This window comes from Acinetobacter sp. SFB (assembly GCF_001647545.1).
Lineage (GTDB): Bacteria > Pseudomonadota > Gammaproteobacteria > Pseudomonadales > Moraxellaceae > Acinetobacter.
In genome coordinates this window covers 38,339-54,545 of sequence record NZ_LSZH01000012.1, presented here as the reverse complement: position 1 = coordinate 54,545, position 16,207 = coordinate 38,339, and the positions used below count along the sequence as shown (strand labels likewise).

The 16,207-nt window shown below is 39.8% G+C and carries 19 protein-coding genes; all 19 read right to left on the bottom strand.

The window, feature by feature from the left end; all coding sequences use genetic code 11:
* Positions 1 to 37 precede the first annotated feature (37 nt).
* The 19 genes from AY606_RS07590 to AY606_RS07500 all read right to left on the bottom strand — a co-directional run bounded on the left by AY606_RS07590 (position 38) and on the right by AY606_RS07500 (position 16,172).
* A complete protein-coding gene (locus AY606_RS07590; protein WP_067866753.1) occupies positions 38 to 532 on the bottom strand; it encodes a hypothetical protein in 495 nt (164 codons plus the stop codon).
* The gene (locus AY606_RS07585; protein WP_067866751.1) at positions 532 to 1,035 is read right to left on the bottom strand and encodes a lysozyme; all 504 of its coding nucleotides are present in this window, start codon (positions 1,033 to 1,035) and stop codon (positions 532 to 534) included. Before AY606_RS07585 ends, AY606_RS07590 begins: the two co-directional genes overlap by 1 nt.
* Positions 1,022 to 1,282: a phage holin family protein gene (locus tag AY606_RS07580; protein WP_067866749.1), complete on the bottom strand. Its 261-nt coding sequence runs from the start codon at positions 1,280 to 1,282 to the stop codon at positions 1,022 to 1,024. Before AY606_RS07580 ends, AY606_RS07585 begins: the two co-directional genes overlap by 14 nt.
* Positions 1,283 to 1,352: 70 nt before the next feature.
* Complete coding sequence (locus tag AY606_RS07575) at positions 1,353 to 2,147, bottom strand: hypothetical protein (protein ID WP_067866747.1); 795 nt, start codon at positions 2,145 to 2,147, stop codon at positions 1,353 to 1,355.
* Positions 2,140 to 4,938 (bottom strand): phage tail protein, encoded by a 2,799-nt coding sequence (locus AY606_RS07570; RefSeq protein WP_081408376.1) that lies wholly within the window; start codon positions 4,936 to 4,938, stop codon positions 2,140 to 2,142. Before AY606_RS07570 ends, AY606_RS07575 begins: the two co-directional genes overlap by 8 nt.
* Positions 4,925 to 5,101 (bottom strand): hypothetical protein, encoded by a 177-nt coding sequence (locus AY606_RS07565; RefSeq protein ID WP_249409231.1) that lies wholly within the window; start codon positions 5,099 to 5,101, stop codon positions 4,925 to 4,927. The genes AY606_RS07570 and AY606_RS07565 overlap by 14 nt, the downstream gene beginning before the upstream one ends.
* Before the next feature lie 11 nt (positions 5,102 to 5,112).
* Positions 5,113 to 5,358 carry a hypothetical protein gene (locus AY606_RS07560; protein ID WP_249409230.1) on the bottom strand — a complete coding sequence of 82 codons (246 nt, stop codon included), beginning with the start codon at positions 5,356 to 5,358 and terminating at the stop codon, positions 5,113 to 5,115.
* 8 nt (positions 5,359 to 5,366) lie between these two features.
* Positions 5,367 to 6,284, bottom strand: coding sequence for a phage BR0599 family protein (locus AY606_RS07555; protein ID WP_067866744.1), 918 nt, complete (start codon positions 6,282 to 6,284; stop codon positions 5,367 to 5,369).
* The gene (locus AY606_RS07550) at positions 6,284 to 7,498 is read right to left on the bottom strand and encodes a hypothetical protein (RefSeq protein ID WP_067866740.1); all 1,215 of its coding nucleotides are present in this window, start codon (positions 7,496 to 7,498) and stop codon (positions 6,284 to 6,286) included. The genes AY606_RS07555 and AY606_RS07550 overlap by 1 nt, the downstream gene beginning before the upstream one ends.
* A 24-nt stretch (positions 7,499 to 7,522) precedes the next feature.
* Positions 7,523 to 7,714 (bottom strand): hypothetical protein, encoded by a 192-nt coding sequence (locus AY606_RS07545; protein WP_067866738.1) that lies wholly within the window; start codon positions 7,712 to 7,714, stop codon positions 7,523 to 7,525.
* Positions 7,715 to 7,761: 47 nt separating this feature from the next.
* Complete coding sequence (locus tag AY606_RS07540) at positions 7,762 to 11,274, bottom strand: tape measure protein (RefSeq protein WP_067866733.1); 3,513 nt, start codon at positions 11,272 to 11,274, stop codon at positions 7,762 to 7,764.
* Positions 11,275 to 11,331: 57 nt separating this feature from the next.
* Positions 11,332 to 11,904 carry a hypothetical protein gene (locus AY606_RS07535; RefSeq protein WP_067866732.1) on the bottom strand — a complete coding sequence of 191 codons (573 nt, stop codon included), beginning with the start codon at positions 11,902 to 11,904 and terminating at the stop codon, positions 11,332 to 11,334.
* Between the two features lie 238 nt (positions 11,905 to 12,142).
* Positions 12,143 to 12,673: a phage tail assembly chaperone family protein, TAC gene (locus AY606_RS07530; RefSeq protein ID WP_067866731.1), complete on the bottom strand. Its 531-nt coding sequence runs from the start codon at positions 12,671 to 12,673 to the stop codon at positions 12,143 to 12,145.
* A 51-nt stretch (positions 12,674 to 12,724) separates the two neighbouring features.
* Positions 12,725 to 13,237 (bottom strand): phage tail tube protein, encoded by a 513-nt coding sequence (locus AY606_RS07525; RefSeq protein ID WP_067866730.1) that lies wholly within the window; start codon positions 13,235 to 13,237, stop codon positions 12,725 to 12,727.
* Positions 13,238 to 13,288: 51 nt separating this feature from the next.
* Positions 13,289 to 13,657, bottom strand: a complete 369-nt coding sequence (gp17, locus tag AY606_RS07520) for a tail completion protein gp17 (protein WP_067866729.1) — start codon at positions 13,655 to 13,657, stop codon at positions 13,289 to 13,291.
* Positions 13,657 to 14,145, bottom strand: coding sequence for an HK97-gp10 family putative phage morphogenesis protein (locus AY606_RS07515; RefSeq protein WP_067866727.1), 489 nt, complete (start codon positions 14,143 to 14,145; stop codon positions 13,657 to 13,659). The genes gp17 and AY606_RS07515 overlap by 1 nt, the downstream gene beginning before the upstream one ends.
* A complete protein-coding gene (locus AY606_RS07510; protein ID WP_067866726.1) occupies positions 14,127 to 14,486 on the bottom strand; it encodes a head-tail adaptor protein in 360 nt (119 codons plus the stop codon). The genes AY606_RS07515 and AY606_RS07510 overlap by 19 nt, the downstream gene beginning before the upstream one ends.
* Before the next feature lies 1 nt (position 14,487).
* The gene (locus AY606_RS07505; RefSeq protein ID WP_067866724.1) at positions 14,488 to 14,790 is read right to left on the bottom strand and encodes a head-tail connector protein; all 303 of its coding nucleotides are present in this window, start codon (positions 14,788 to 14,790) and stop codon (positions 14,488 to 14,490) included.
* Between the two features lie 74 nt (positions 14,791 to 14,864).
* A complete protein-coding gene (locus AY606_RS07500) occupies positions 14,865 to 16,172 on the bottom strand; it encodes a phage major capsid protein (protein WP_067866722.1) in 1,308 nt (435 codons plus the stop codon).
* Positions 16,173 to 16,207 lie beyond the last annotated feature (35 nt).

The window sequence follows — 16,207 nt, the reverse complement described above, 5'->3', positions numbered from 1 at the left end:
AGGTTGCAATAAAGTTGCAGACAAAAAAATAAAACCCTCAAAATGAGGGCCATACTTCACTTAATCGCTCGACATCAATTGCGTGGCCATCTGCTTTTTCTGCCATGCTTCGATATTCTGCTGTGCATGCTTCGAGTAACTCACTGTTGGTAATGGTGTACTCAACGATGGTTTGATGGGAAGCTGTGGACAAACGTTTTTTGGCTTCACTGAGTTGCTTTGACAGCCCACTAGCAGCCACATCAGCACTACGAGCGGCAGCATTCGCATCTTGTATTTTTTTAATCGCATTTTGTTCTACCTCTATGTATTTATTTGACCATGTTTGCATGATGGTGGCTTTTTCTGTTTGAGCCTGATCAATTGCATCTTCATAAGGTTTGATGGCTTTGGCCACACGTGAATCACATGCAGCTTCAGCAACCTGAAGTTTTCCGCTTAAGTGGTTTGTGTAAGCAAGTTGTCCAAGACAGATAAAAGAAAGGACCGCAATTGCGATCCAGTGTTTAAATTTCCAGATAAGTAATGGCATTATTGTGCCCCCATGCACTTAGAGTGACGCTCAACTTGACGAGTCCAAACCCCATAGCAATTATTAGATCTAACTGAACAATCACGCTTAGCCACATATTTCCATTTCAACAATGAATCACAGGCCTGTATATATTGGCCTGATTTTAGATTGCGAAGCATCGATGATGACTGCCAGTTAGATTGACCGAAGTTGTATGAAAAATCCAAATAGGTGTCATATTCAATTTGAGACAATTTCACACCCTGCAGTGATTTACGAAAAACAATCTCATCCTTTGATACGTGTGCTTTTGCCCATTCTTGAGCAGTTTTTCGGGTAATTGACGCATCTGTAATTTTGATTGGTTGGCCATTAGGCTTGACTGTAGATCCGATGCCCTGGGTAATTACCCCACCTGAATCTTTATAAGGCTTTGCAGAATAGCCTTCATGTATTTCTAAAGACGTAAAAAAAGCAGCCGAAGCTGCTAATAGTACGACTGCATATTTACTCTTTGACATTGCACAAGCCCTCTAACTTTTTCTTTTCTAATTGATGTAATTCATCTTCGCGCTGATCTTTGCGCTTTTGAAATTGTCGGTTTGATAGGTAGTTGAGAAAGCTAATAACCAGGCCACATAAACCGATTATTACACCAATTAAAAAACCCCAATCCCATGTTGCTAACCATGATGCAATGGTGATGCCTGTTCCTGCTGTGGTTGCTACCGGTCCTGAAACATCTACTACTTGTGTCGCGTTTGACATCGCGCCCCCTAAATTTTGGCAATAAAAAACCCCGTTTTGGGGCTGACACGTTTTACTGGAGATTTAAAAACTACTTACATTTAAAATTACGTATTTTGATCGGGCCTGTTGACATAGACGGTCCTACAACCAATATTCCGCTAGTCGGGTTCTGGTTGCTAGATCCAGACGCTGTCCGCACTTCATTCAAATAAAGAGTGTATACCCCTGAAATGCGAGTTACTTTTGCACTAGTCCATATATTTCTATCAATGTTAGCTGAACTAACTATTGAACCTGACCCATAAAAACCGCATAAAAGTTTATTTGACTCATATCCAACATTGGTCCCTCCGATTGATATCTGAAAGCCACCACTCTCCCACACTGTTTCTGTATTTTTTACAATGCCAAAATATGCATCTGTTGCAGACGACGCTATATAGAACTCAAATTCAAACTCGAAGTCAGCGTTAAAGTTAAATATTTTATCTGATTTCAGATAAGCACTTTGATTAAAAGCTAACTCATTATTTTCATTGTAATTAACCACTCCCACTTTAGTCCAAATGAATTCTGAATAACCATTATCAACAAGAACTCCATTCTGAGTGATCAGTTTAACTTTAAAATTTGGATCTACAACAGACGCTTTAACTTGTACTTCACCGCTGATTTTCTCAACCCCATTTTTTACTGAACTAAATCTTACGTAATATGTTTTGTTAGCGACAACATCTGTATCAACATAATCCCTTGCATAACCTGCCAGCACTGCTTTTGGCGCTGGCAAGCTGCTTTTATCAATCGGTGTTTCAGAGCAATAATAACGCTGCTCATCAACAAAGCCGTCAAGCTTCCAATTCATTTCAAGTCTATTAGTCATTTTTAAACTCAACTGTTAGATTGTATGGTGCTGAGAAGAATTGAGATAATTCAATGGTGTGATTAAAAGGATTTAAACACTCATAACCATCGCGTATCGTTTTTAAAGTGACTCTTACTGTGCGAGTAGAAGCCTGCATTGCAGAAATTGGCATTGTGTAGCTTGTTGCGCCAGTTACATTTGCATTTGAGGTTGCTAGTTCATTATCATTTTCATCAAGTTGAGATAAAATTAAATGCGTTTGTGTGTTCGGTTCAATGCTTACATTGCCCTCATACCACCCGATAATTTCACCTCCTGTTTGCTGCAAGCGGTTTCGATCAACCCAAGTTAAGACCAGATCTGTTTCAATTTCTTCAGGCCAGTACGCATTATTAATTTTTACGTTTGCTGGCGGATATGGACGGATGGCACGAGCATTAAATTCAACTCCATGAGTTGCTGCATCACTTAAAGCAAGAACACCGCTCGGCGTAGTTGTCAAAACTTTTGCATTAATGATTTCACTCTGTGTATAAAGTGTTTGATCAATAGCAACAAAGTCATCAGCAAGGTATAAAATTGAGTTTAAGGCATGGTTTTGTAGAGCTGAGTCAAGCGCGCCACGTTTGACTGTTAAAGCTTTGGTTTCAGCATCGTAAGACTGATAGACCATGATTTCATCATTGATAAAAATCTGACTACCAGTACGTACCGATGCTATATTGCCAATATTTTTAACAGTGAATGTCCTGCTTATGCGATCAATAGCTTGATCTAAATAAGCGGTTTCGCAGTAATTAATAGTTGTCACCCGCTCAAAACCGTTCCCGTTATCTACATATAAAGCAGCGCTCAGTGAGTTATTTTGCGGCTTCTCGGCAATAGCACATAAATAGCCCGCTTCTGGAGTATCAGAAATCTCAGCATTTACTTCGCGCTCACCAAAAGCTTGCACTGCTTCAAAATATGGAAGCTCAAATACTTTAGCATTACATGGCTTTGGTGCTTCCGGTTGAGTATTGATTTGATCATCCGCAACGATGGATGTATTCATCATCCCAGTTGCTGGAACAACCTCGATAAACTCAATTGTCACTTCATTATTCGTTGGACCGCCAAGATTAATACTCATAATGCGAACCAAAATAGTTCCAGTCCATCGCTTAGACCAAGGTAGCCGGATCAGGTCATAACGATTCCATTTTCGCGCCTCGCGCCAACCTGTTGTGAATGACCCCTTAAAAGCTCCGGTAGATAACTGCTTGAGCTTCCAGTTCGCAACAACCTCAGCATTACGCATATTCATAAAATAGGGAAAATCTAAAGTTTCAGCATTCACTCTGCCTAATGTTTGAATTAGGCCATTTTCAGAAATGGAGAATGATGAGTTTTTAATATTGGCACGATCGTAATAATTTACATTGGCCTGATTAATGACTTCATCAGCATTGGTAATCTCATACTGCATGCTTTTGATTTTGCTTTCAGTGATCGTATGTATTTCATCTTCAGCAAACCAGTTGTCACGAAATAAAACCATTTCATAAAGACCAGTTTGACGATTAACACGAATACCAGCTTCGATGTGATAGCAAAGCTCATTAATGGCATCAATACAGGATTTCTCAGTAATAGACCATGAAACCCCCAACCCTTCATTCCAAATCCAGTCTGCTGCTTTAATGAAATTTACATCATTCACAGAAGATTCAGGTTTATTCATTGCCGTGTCATCAGTGAGAATTTCACGGATCTTATGGATTGGATTAATATCTACTGCCCTAACATCGTTGCTGCTACCAGTACCTGACCACGGATCAAGAACAAGCCTAGCCCAAATCACACATTTATGATTTGAATTTGACCCTCCTGGAATTTGGTCTGTAATACCAAAACTTAGGCTCTTATCAGGATATAGAGGATCAAAAATAATCCAGTATTTCCGGCAAGTGACATATGATTGCTGAGACCACTCACGCACCATAGTAAAGCCGCCACCTTTCCAGTCAAAAAATGAAATTCCATCATCACCCCAAATTTCAACCTCCATCACCAAGCCATCAAGATTTGGAAAAGTTGTTTTTACACGGCCTTCTTTACCATACCCACCAAATTGAGAGTAAAAATCTTGAACATACCCGCTAATTAACCCATTCTGTGTGAATTCGTAGTATTGATTATCCTGATTGCTGGTTCCGTACCACTTGTTTTGTGGTGGGTTTGCTTCAATTTGGGCAATCTTTCCCATGTATTCGCTTGGGATTAATGTTGCATCAATTTCACAAACAATTGCCCCATCCCCGCGTACTTCATACCACTGTCTGCGACCATCATTTCTGATTCTTGTTCGCTTTGGCCAAAGCAGCATTTCTTTCATATAACCTGTGTTACCGAGGTAAAAAGCCTCATTCATGTGGCCTGCTAATGCACCAAAAGCACCATCTATCCAGCCATTACCTGTATTAACTTTGCCCAGTCCTGTAAAGGCCAAATAGGATTGATATGGATAGGCAGAAGCCTGAAGCCCCATAGACTCCATATAGTCTTTATAAAATGGCAATACAGCTTGATTATCTCTGCCATATTGAACATGAACTGTTCCAGCAACACCGCCTTCATTTTCCCCATACAAATTAGGTGCATTAATAACGCCTTGAGCTAAAGCATTTCCATTTTCATCGACAAAAGTCGATATCCAGCCACGTTTATCAAAGTTAATCCCGAGCATCTTCTCAATTGGATTGCCAATAAACATGAGAAAATTTGTGAAATATCTATGTCCTGTTACTTGACTGCTACTTCCGCCCATTTTCTACCGCCTCCACAACCTGCTGCGCCATGGCATCTTTTGATGCTTTCACAACTTCAAGCTCAATTCCATTTTTAAGAAAGTCCTGCCAGTCCCAGCCTTGAGACAAAAAAAAGGCCCGCGATCCGCGAGCACACATTTTGGCTTTTCGTATATCAGACATATAAATTTTCATTATTTACCACCCTTCGATTTAATCGGTGTGGTGGTTTTTCCCCACATATGGGTAATATTTCCATACATGTGCGGACTGCCGGCAATGTCACTAAATGAAGTACCTTCATCGGCAATCGTGCCATCTAGTTGATTGGCTGTCTGACCGTTTTTCTTCTGCATTTTGCGCATTGAGACGTATGTATAAACCATCATTGCAGCCGTGACAGCTAAAAATGCATAAATAAGCCATGGTGCAATAATCATAGATCACCTCACTTAATTAATTGCGTCATCACCGGGTTTTCACCGGGTATATAGGGGTGTCCGGCAAATCGGACAGCATTGTTAAATTTTTCATGGCAGGTTTTTAATGATTGGTCACAACCGGGTGCCAGCTGAATGACATCACCGACTTTTAAATCGACATGCTGTCGATATAAGCTGACTGAATTTTCCGTATTTCCCGCAATGAAAGTATAGACACCCAATTTTTTAAACAGACCACGATTCAGGTAACCTGCAGCATAGGTTTTGGTTTCCATCACTGGATCTCCATCTGTATAGGTCTGCTGCCCATTTACATCTAAAACAGGCTGCCCTAGTTCATCTAGCACAGGTACTTGAATAAATACCAGATTACCGTCTTCATCTTTCACTTGAGTGGGATTGACCGTAAATGTGATCGTCAGTCCATTGATTGCAGTGACAGTGACATCAAAAGCCCAGTCTTCAAATTTCAATCCACACCAACGGTCATAGATTGAATTTGGACAGGTTTTCTGGAACTTTCTAACCAAGATAGTCCGGTTTAAATAGGATTCACCGGTGGAGCAAATCAAAGTCAATGTATCGGCATTATCATCAAACTTGGGTTGAGTCACGCGGCCAATAAACAGCACCAGAGTTTCGTTTTTCTCGAGCTCAAGTACCGTCAAATAAACCGACTCAAAGTAAATCTTGTTGAGGAATATACGGGTGAAGCTATCGCCAACTTCATTTCTTAAAGTGCTTTGCGGAAAAGTGACCTCAATTTCACACTTATCAATGTCGGCATCTTCAATGGCATCACGATCCAAGCCACGTACAGATTTATATGTGTTGCCGTTGTGCGTGACATCTTTACGATGATTAGTGAAATACCACGCCTTTTCCCCATGCTTAAACTGATAAAGCTCTACACGAATATCCATTAGCTTTCTAACTCCAGAATTGGCACCGTGACCTGACTAATCCCCGCGCCCAAAAATTGAAATTCAAGCTGGTCTGCATCAAAGCGATAAAGGCCCATATAGCAGATGGTTTGAATATCATTGCGCTGAGCATTAATTGAAGGTGAAACAGTCAATGAGCCGCCTGTTCTCGCTGTAATTTCATGCGCTGTCCAGCTGCCGTCTTTACGTTTGACTGCAATATGTTTGCGATCAGCCTCAACCAGATATTTGGTATTTGTGCTTAAACTGGTGCTGATATAGCCGGTGTTTAAAATATTCAGCTGCTTTTCATAAAGTGGCAACCAGAACGGACGGTATCGACCACCCCGACGAAACAGAAAGCGTCTAAATTCCTGAAACTCATCCCATGTCCGAATTAAAGATTTAAACGGCTTGGACTGCTTTACCTTGCTGTGATGGGTAAATGACTGAAAGCTGCCGACACTGTTATCCACTACGTTTTGATGCTGACTCATGCTGATTTCAATCGAGTCGCCATCGAGCAGCAACGGTTTAAAGTAAATATCGTTGTCTTTGTACTGCACTGGAATATCACCTGAATGTTCCGGTAAGTCTTCAGCCAGTACACGAAAAACCATTGAAGCATTGGACCAAAAACCACCGGCATTAACCGAAGCATCACCATCAATAATGCAGATCCGTAACGGCATCATCACCGCATTGGTCGCTGTGATATTTGCAGCCAGGCGAAAGCCGTCCTGATACTCAGTTTCCAACTCCTGAATAATCTCATCGGTTTCAGGATCGCGGATTTCTTCCTGGATAATGATGTAGCGGCCACGCTCAATAATCTCAACCACCTGACCACCTTCCCTGCTCTCAATAAAAGCAAAACCGACTCTAAGGTCGGCTATGGTGGCTGTTGTATAGAGAATGAGGTAATCATCATCGACAATATCTGGAATAGCCCGCTTGACCTGTCGCAGCGGTATACCCCACTGCCCGCGCAAATTGGCAGACAGCATGTGAAACATGTCACCCATTGCTTTACGCATCTGCACATAGTTAAAGCTTAGGATCTGGCGAGGTGTATCACGTAGCGGGTAACGGTCTTCACTACCACCATATGACTCATGAACTTCAGTCATCCATTCCAGGCGCTCGGTTGAACTTAACAGAGGGCAATTTGTTAATACGTGCACCTCGCCAAATTGTGACGTTTGTATTTTCATTTTGTCCTCGAATAAAAACTTTAGTTATTGACCTAAGTTTGTAGGATTTTGCTTAAGGAATTTTACGAAAGCCTCTTTACCCTCGCGACCAAAGAGGTGTTCACCCAGATTTTCGCGTTCATCGACAATAACAAAACGGGGTTCTTTTATTTTCTCCGGTTTTTTAAGAGCAAATCCAAGTGCAATACCTGCACCTAAGACAATTAATGTTTTCATATTTAAATTCTCTAAAATAGATAAAATAAAAGCCCACCGAAGTGAGCCTATGCAAGTCCTAATTCCCTGCGATTCTGTTTAAAGAATTTCACAAAGGCTTTCTTGCCATCTGGTCCATACAGGTAATCTCCGAGTTTTTCACGCTCATCAACAATGACGAAGTTTGGATTCAGGTTGACGTTTTGTGAAGCTTGCTGAGCCTTCACTTCGCGTCCAGATAAACCATTTCCAACCTTAGGCGATAAGTTTGGAATAGATCGCTGATTACGAATAGCTTCAACATTCGCAACACCACCCCAGCGCTTGATATCTTCTTGCGAAAACACAACTTCGCCTTTATGTGCTGGACCTGCATATTCATACTTTCCGCCATCACCTGTATAACCACCACCATAGAAGCCGACATTTCCAGCAATACCTGCCTGCACTACTTGCAATCCTGCAGCTGCAATTGCAGCAGGTTGTGCAATGTAAGGTCCGATATAAGGAATACCTGCCAATGCTGCATAAGTTTCTGTGTAAACCAATGGAGCATTAACCATTGCTTTAGCTACAGCAAAACCGCGTTCCATTGCAAAAGCAGCTTGATAATAAGATGAACTTTCACCAAGCAAATTTTTAAAAACATCTGCCCAGCCACCCATCGTTGTTTGCATTGAAGCTATACCCAATTGAGCCTTAGCCATAAAATAACGCTGTTCACTTTGTAGCATTTTTTGTTGATAATCTTCTTGAGTAATCAACTGCCAATCATATGCTGCTTGAATAGCTTCGCCACGACTACGCTGCTCATCCTCTGCACTGGTGTCTATCCCTATTGCACCTTGATAATTAGACCATGCAGATACTCGGCCCTCATCATTTTCACGATCTTGAGTTTTATAAGATGCGCCAATCAGTGCATCCTTCATGTCGTCAGAATATGCTTTTGTAAGACGGATTTGCTCCCGCTCAAATTCATATTTTGATGTAACACGCTGAATATCAGATTGAAATGAAGATTGTGCATCGTTTAAACGCTGTAACTGTTCTAGATTCAGCCAAGCCATTTCATGATTATGACGTTCAGATAAAGCCTTAATACGTGATTTTTTCTCTTCATCCGAGTAGTCAGTTGAAGTTTTAATACGCATTAGTTCAATGTTACGTTCAATATTCAACTTTTCCTCTTCATTCATTTTAAATGAATAAAGTTCCTGGCCAAGTTGAGCATCATAAAGTTTTAAAGCATCATCATGACGCTGTTTAGCAGATGCTAAATACATTTCTGAAGCAGCAGGATCTTGTGCATAAGCTTTACGAATTTCACTCTGCTCTTTAATAAGATCAGATTCCATTTTGGAAGTTCGATTCGCATAACGATAAGAAATATCATATTGATTCTGCAATATCTCTTTACGCACACTTTCAGCTTCTTGGGCCTGGCGTTTGGCCTCAGATGCAGCTTCTTTCGCTCTACGTTTCGCTTCACTTTCACCTGAACGAGCCGATTTAGTAGCTAATTGGTCAGCCTTTCGCTGAGCCTCAGCTCTATTTTCCATAGCAACACGTTCAGACTCAATTCCACCAATTTTTTTCTTTTGTTCAGCAGTAACACCAACATAGCCTTTCTCAGCATTTTTGTTGTATGCATCCAACAACAGATTTGCTTCTGACTGACTTTTATTATGCTTGGTTATAAGTGCATTCTTAAACTGCTCATTCCAAAGCTGTTTACCCAAAGATGTGGTGTATTCAGAGTTTGCAGCTGCTGCATTACGCGTATTGGCTGCATCAACAGTCATGGCATTAGCTTTACCACGGACAGCTCCAGCAGCATTATTGGCAGCATTAGCAGTAATATTTAGCTGATTATTGACCGTACCGGCAGCTTGAGAATTTTTATCTAAAGCAGCTTTATTCTGATCAAGATTGGTCGTTAAATCAGCAACTTTTTCAATAATGGGGCTACTCAAACCCATTTTATTGAACTCAGCTAATGCTTCATTGCCCGAAATGGCCCCATTTTTAAGGTCTTCTAAAATACTGTTGTATTTAGTCCATTTTGAAACATCAAAACCCAGATCCCAAGTGACTTTAAGATCACCCAACGCATTAATCGTCTGTTTAATTTCCTCACGATTTTCAGCCATTGAGTTCTTAATTTTGGTACGTTCAGTGATTAACTGTTGTTCATTAAGCTTTTGGTATTCCTGAGTCAGTTGTGAAACTGTTGGAATCTGACTGGCCAGTGAATCAGTCGCTTTCACTGTATTATCACGCATCATCAAATAGCCAGCTGCAACAGTTGCAACGATAATGCCTAGACCAACCGGGCCACCTAATACACCCAATGACATGCGTCCAGCTGCTGCAAGTCGAGTTTGTGAAGCTGTATAAATATCTGTTGAAACAGCTGAACGCTTAATTTGAATTTCATGAGCAATTTCAGCGGCAGTAAGACGCTGAATAGCTGCCGTCCGTGCTGTTGCTGTAGTTGCACTATTATATGCCGCGCGTGCCATATTAATTTCAGATGCTGCTAACAACACAAGCTGTTTTTGACGTAAAGCCTCCACACCCGTAGCTTGAACTTGCGCTTGTATTTCAGCAATAGTCGCCTGACGCGATGCAATAGAAGAGATGACACCTTCTTTTAATGCAGCACTTTTAGAAACGATGGCTGCTGTTAAATACCCCACTGCACCGACTGCAACAGCACCAGAAACTAAATTAATATTATCAGCGATTAATCCTAATCCCTCAGCAAAAATACCTGTTGCACCACTACCTTTGTTTAATTCACCTACGGTACGTTCAATCGCATTTGATAATTTTTGTCCACCATCAGCTGCACTATTGACCATTACATCTGCGAGTGCCTTATTTGCATCACGCGACATCAATAGGCCTTTGTGCAGATCTGCAGCAGCAAGTTTACCTTCTGCACCTAATTTACGAATTTCTTGCGTACTTTTACCGGTTGCATTGGAAACATCATTCAAGATATTCGGTGCCGCTACCATCAAACTAAACCAGGCATCCGCTTCCACTTTACCCTTATCTAGAATCTTTCCATATGCATCCATTGCAGACTGTGCTTTGTCTACTGATGTTGCATTATGTACAAATGAATAAGACAGTGAATCTGAAATGGCCAATACAGCTTGAGTGTTATAACCCAGTTCTTTAAGCCCGCCAGAAGTGCCCAAATATACTTCTTGAGCTTCTTTCAATGAACGATAAGTACCATTGGCAGTTTCATATAAGTGCTTTTGTACCTGATCATATTCAGCAGTACTGGTGGTTGCATTTTGAATACGTGCTGCTGTTTGTGTGTAACCATCTGCAATACTGACAATTGAAGAAATAGAAATAGCGGCAATGGACGCTTTAAGGGATGAACCCATAAATGCCACAGCTTTAGAAGTACTTGCAGACTGCTTTTCAATTTTTTCAAAAGATGAAGCAATATTTTTACTGGATACTTCTGCCTGTTTTTCAGATTTCATTAATGGCTGATCAAAATTAACCGTTCGAGCAACCATGTCTAATGTCAAAACGCCTAATTCACCCGCCATTTACTTTCTCCAGATATAAAAAAACCCACCTATGTGGGCTTCAATAACTAATATTGATTAGAACTTATTTCTAAATTCCCGTTCAGCTGCTTTGAATTTCAAAAATTCCTTATAATCAGCTTCAGATATATGTCGCATATCAACAAAACTAATTGAATCAAAGTCTGTATCCAACTGATATTTTTTCGTTAAAAATTTATTATAAACAGACTTTGAAGTCTGAGTTTCCCAATCTTTTAATGTACATAAATAATTAATAATAATTGCATTTTCTTTTGAACTTCCATTAGCCATAAATTTTTTCAAAGATTCATCTTTGGTAATTTCTTTTTTTATATCCTCTACAAAATCTTTGAATTTTTTACTATTTTTAATGCTTGATTCGTATATATCTTGAACACTTACACCATCCCGCATTAATGATTTTGTAAGTTCACATACAAAGATCAAATCATTAGTTTTCAATGATTTTTCAGCTTTGTTAAAAATCAATCTTTCAAATTTAAGGCTATTAGAAGCATTTTCCTTATTAATACTATTTATTTGAAATTTAAAATAAATAACTTTTCCTAATAAAAATAATATGCTACAAAAAATTAGTATTCCCAATATAAAAAATATTTTTTTCAAGTTCAAACCCCATCTATATATTTATGGGAAAAATACTAATTTAATGTCCAAAAAAAAGCCATCTTTACAGACGGCTAAATTTCTTGATCTTCATACATTTCACGGGCTTCTTCAAATGTCAGTTCAGGTGCATCGTGATAAGGTAGAAAATCCCATATTTCAGCACCCTCTACACCATTTGCCTGAGCAAACATTAATTTCAATTCAGCCAGAGCTTCGTCAATACGTAAACCGGAATTTAAGCTCCCTCTTCGGTCTCGATAGCTTTCCCAGAATCTGTATTCCCAGTTTGAGAGCGTTTTCTTACAGGTTTCGATGGTATTTCCGCCGATTCCGTTGATTGCAAGTTCTGCCCAGAGTTCGTGTCTTTCGAAGTCGTCGTCGTCAACTTTCCCACAAACACATTAAGTTCATTTGAGACAGTCCACATTGCTTTACACATTGCTGGATAAGATTTAAGTACTTGTTCTACGGACTCAAAAAATAATTTTCCATCTTCATCTACACAAATTGTTCCAAAAATTTGTGCAGCCCGAATGCGGTGGTGATTAATACTTTTAACCCGCATCATACCGTCATCGTCTGGATCATTTTCCCACGTATAACTATTATCAATTTCTTCAACTTCAAGAAAACCCAGTTTTTTTACAAAGACTTTCCCTTTTACCAGAACACCATTTTCAACAAATTCAATATCTTTTAGAACTGCTTTTTCTTCTGTGCATTTTTTAACTTTTGCTTGTAAAGCTTGTGGATCAAGAATTGTCATGGGTATATTCCAAAAAAATAGCCCCTTTCGGGGCGTATATTGAATTAATAATTAAGGTGCAGTTTCACGAATCCATTCAACTTTTGTTTGGCGTTGAATGGTTACAGTGGTTTTAACAACTGAATTGGCTTCACTATCCATAGGAAATGACTCAACATAACCCTTGAATTTACTCCAGCTCCGAGTCGGTGGTAAGGTAACTTCACCAGTCGCAGCATCAACAGTAGGCACAATAGCTTTGACACTACCCTTGGTTTTACCTGCCCAACCTTTAATCCAAGTAACCCCTTCTCCGCCAACCATGTCATAAAGTCGACCATGTGACTCGATTGCAGGGTCGGCATTAATATCAAAAGTTGCAGAACCTGTATCAGACAGCCCACCACCTTCCATATAGGTTTTATACTCTTCTTCTTCCAGGCAAGTATCTTCAATTTTATCTTTTGAATCAGTGCCTGGTTTAAAGTTTAGAGGACAACCCACTTTTACAAGTTCATATACTGCTGGATCTGCAGCAGTTTTGGCTACAAACCAAAGCATGGAGCCTTGTGTACGACGCGCCATAGTTTTAACTCCAAAAAAAACCACCTTCCGGTGGTCATGTGATTAAATTATTTAAGGTTCTTCATACCATCGGGTATCTAATCGAATACGGTATAAATTAGTTTCAGGTTCTTTTTCAGTACCGGTATAGCTTTCGATATAGCAATCCTCTTCAATTGCATTTCTCATCAATTTCGCTATTTGCCGAGCTTCAGCTTTTTTTGATGCATATATATCAATTTGTACATAGATATCATCCATATCTGATCGATCAGAAAGATACTGTTCAGGATTGGCATTAATAATTTGCCAACATGTATAAGGTGCAGATGGAATGTTATCTGCATCAAATTCTGCAACTTTTAAACCTTCACTATCACTCAAAAGCTGTTTAAGCAAATAATCTGCTTCACATAGACTTTCTAAAGGAATAATCAACATCAGCGTAATTCCTCCAAAATTGCTTTTTTAAGTTCAGCAGTAAAAATAGCTTGAGCTTCGTCCTTTTTTTGTTCAAAGGCTGGTCTTAAATACGGTTGAGCAGCTGTTTTTGATGTACCCAGCTCTACTAACCAAAAGTACCGAGTATCATTTTGAAGAGCATCATAATGCGGATTTTCTAAACGCCCACGGCCTTTACGCTGCATTTTTTTATTAGATTTCCAAAATTCACCACCATGCTTTACCCCAACACGTATTTTTAGGACTCCTTTTTCTTTTGTCTTGCCTGCTCGAATTACAATATTCTTATGAATTTCTGAAGCAGTCTTATAATCATCAATCGTTTTAGCATTTAATTTCGCTTGATCACGAACAGGAACCATACTTTTTCGCAATGCTTTGCGAATATGTTTATTTTGTGTTCCAACTCGCATTTTTTCTATACGTGTTAGAACTTCATCCAAGCCTGTTAATTTCGATCCTGCCATACAGACACCCCACTTTCACAAACCAATGTGACCCAGTTATTACCACCTTTATTATCAGTTAATGGACCAATTATTCGATAATAAAGCCCATCACAGAACAAACGATAATCTAGCCAATTAATACCTGGTGGCACATCTGTAAATCTGATTTGGAATTTTTCAGAAACTGCATTTTGGGTGGCACGTGATGCAACAAAATCTCTAACTGATAAAGCAACCTTGTCGGCATACACTGGAAATTCTGTTATATATTCTGTTATCCGATCACCCGAACCATCTGTTGCTCTTGCAACCTTTTTTTTCTGAATTTCTACATAATGGTTAAAAGACCCTGGTTGCATGTCATACCCCCATTTTTCGATATGGCAGCATTAAACGTTCTGTTGTTGGATTTACAGCAACAATGGTCCCGACAACAACATCAGATCGGTTTGAATACAGATCACCCACCATGAGCAATGCAGCTGCTTTTAGACTGGAAGGAATATCACCTGAATCATCGAAAAGTTCACTTAAAGGACGGTCAATGAAATTCTCTACATTTTCAAAAGCTGCTTTGGTGAGTAACTGGATATAGCTGTCATCACGTGCATGCAAAACACGTAAATGCGTTTTTACTTCTGGCAATTCGATATAGTCACTCATAAAAAAAGCCTTTTTTTGACATAAAAAGAGGTAAAAAAAAGCCCTCAAGTGAGAGCTTTTTTCAAATAAACCAATTAAGGAATGACAGGTTCTTCAACTTCTGGAAGATCACCAGCCACACATGCTTCTGGAAGAACAACAGCACCAGCTGCGCGCATTTCAGCAAGAATAGTGACAAGGTTTTTCGTGATGTTATTACCATCTTCAGTTGAGACAGTGATATTGACATCTTCACGAATTAAACCATCGAAGCCAAGCGCCAAGTTACCGACCCAATATTTACCTTCTGGCATAGAGGCAGCAAATACGACTGGCAAGCCCCAAAGTACTGGTTGAACAGCAGCACCAGGTGCACCAAAGATATAATGACCATCTGTACCTTTGATACGTTCAATCGCACCCCAGTCTTTAGGGTTCAACAGAATTGAATCTGGAAGCACATATGAGGCAGCAGCTTCATATTTTGCTTTGTTAATCACGTCAATTGCTGTATCAGCAGAATCGGCTACCACTGTTTGATGGTTTAAAGGCTCAAGCAGTCCACTGAAGATTTTTTGCTGACCTTGTGCTGGTGTATGACCATTTACGACATAGTATTCAAGTTTAAAACGAACGCCATATGCCATACGGGTTTCGAGATAGTTTGCCAATGCAGGCATATCTGCTAAAACCTGTTTAGATGCACGAATCCAGTGAGCAATTACACCCACATTTAAGCTGACTACACCAAATTCGAAATCAGACTCAGGCTTGTCAGTATTTTCTGGTGCAATATCAGCCATGATGTCATAAGTGGATTCACGCAAGAAGTACGCAACAGCTTCCTGTGTGGTTCCCCAGTTAATCAAATCGATAACAGATAAAGGCATTGCACGCGCAGTACGATTCAAATCGTTTTGTGCAAATACTGCATTTGTACCCATACCGCCTAATGTAATCACATTACGGGCATTCAGTCCTTCAAATACCACCGCATCTTTTTTATTACCGTTACGGGTATGCATTGTTTTTGCATAGTCCACGGCATCCTTGTTACGGATTAGCGCGGCAGCAATTGTATCTTGCTGACTTTTGCTGCGATCATGAATACCATCCACTAATTTTTGTTGGATTTGTTCAATTTCGCCAGTAAGTTTTTTAACTTCTGTTGAACGGTCTTCCAGATCTTTTTTCAAATCAGCTGGTAATTCATCCAAGGCAGATAAACGATCGCGATAACGCTCAAGCAAGGTATCCATTTGGCTCACACGATCGCGCAATTGAATCGCATACTGATCCAACTGTGAAGTATCACGGGCAAGCAGATTTTTAAAAGGAGCTGGATTTTGATTTGCCATAGTTGAAGTTGCTAGGGCCATCGTGCTTTTTGAAAGTGCTTTCATATATTTTTCCATGCATAGAAAATGAAAAACCCGCA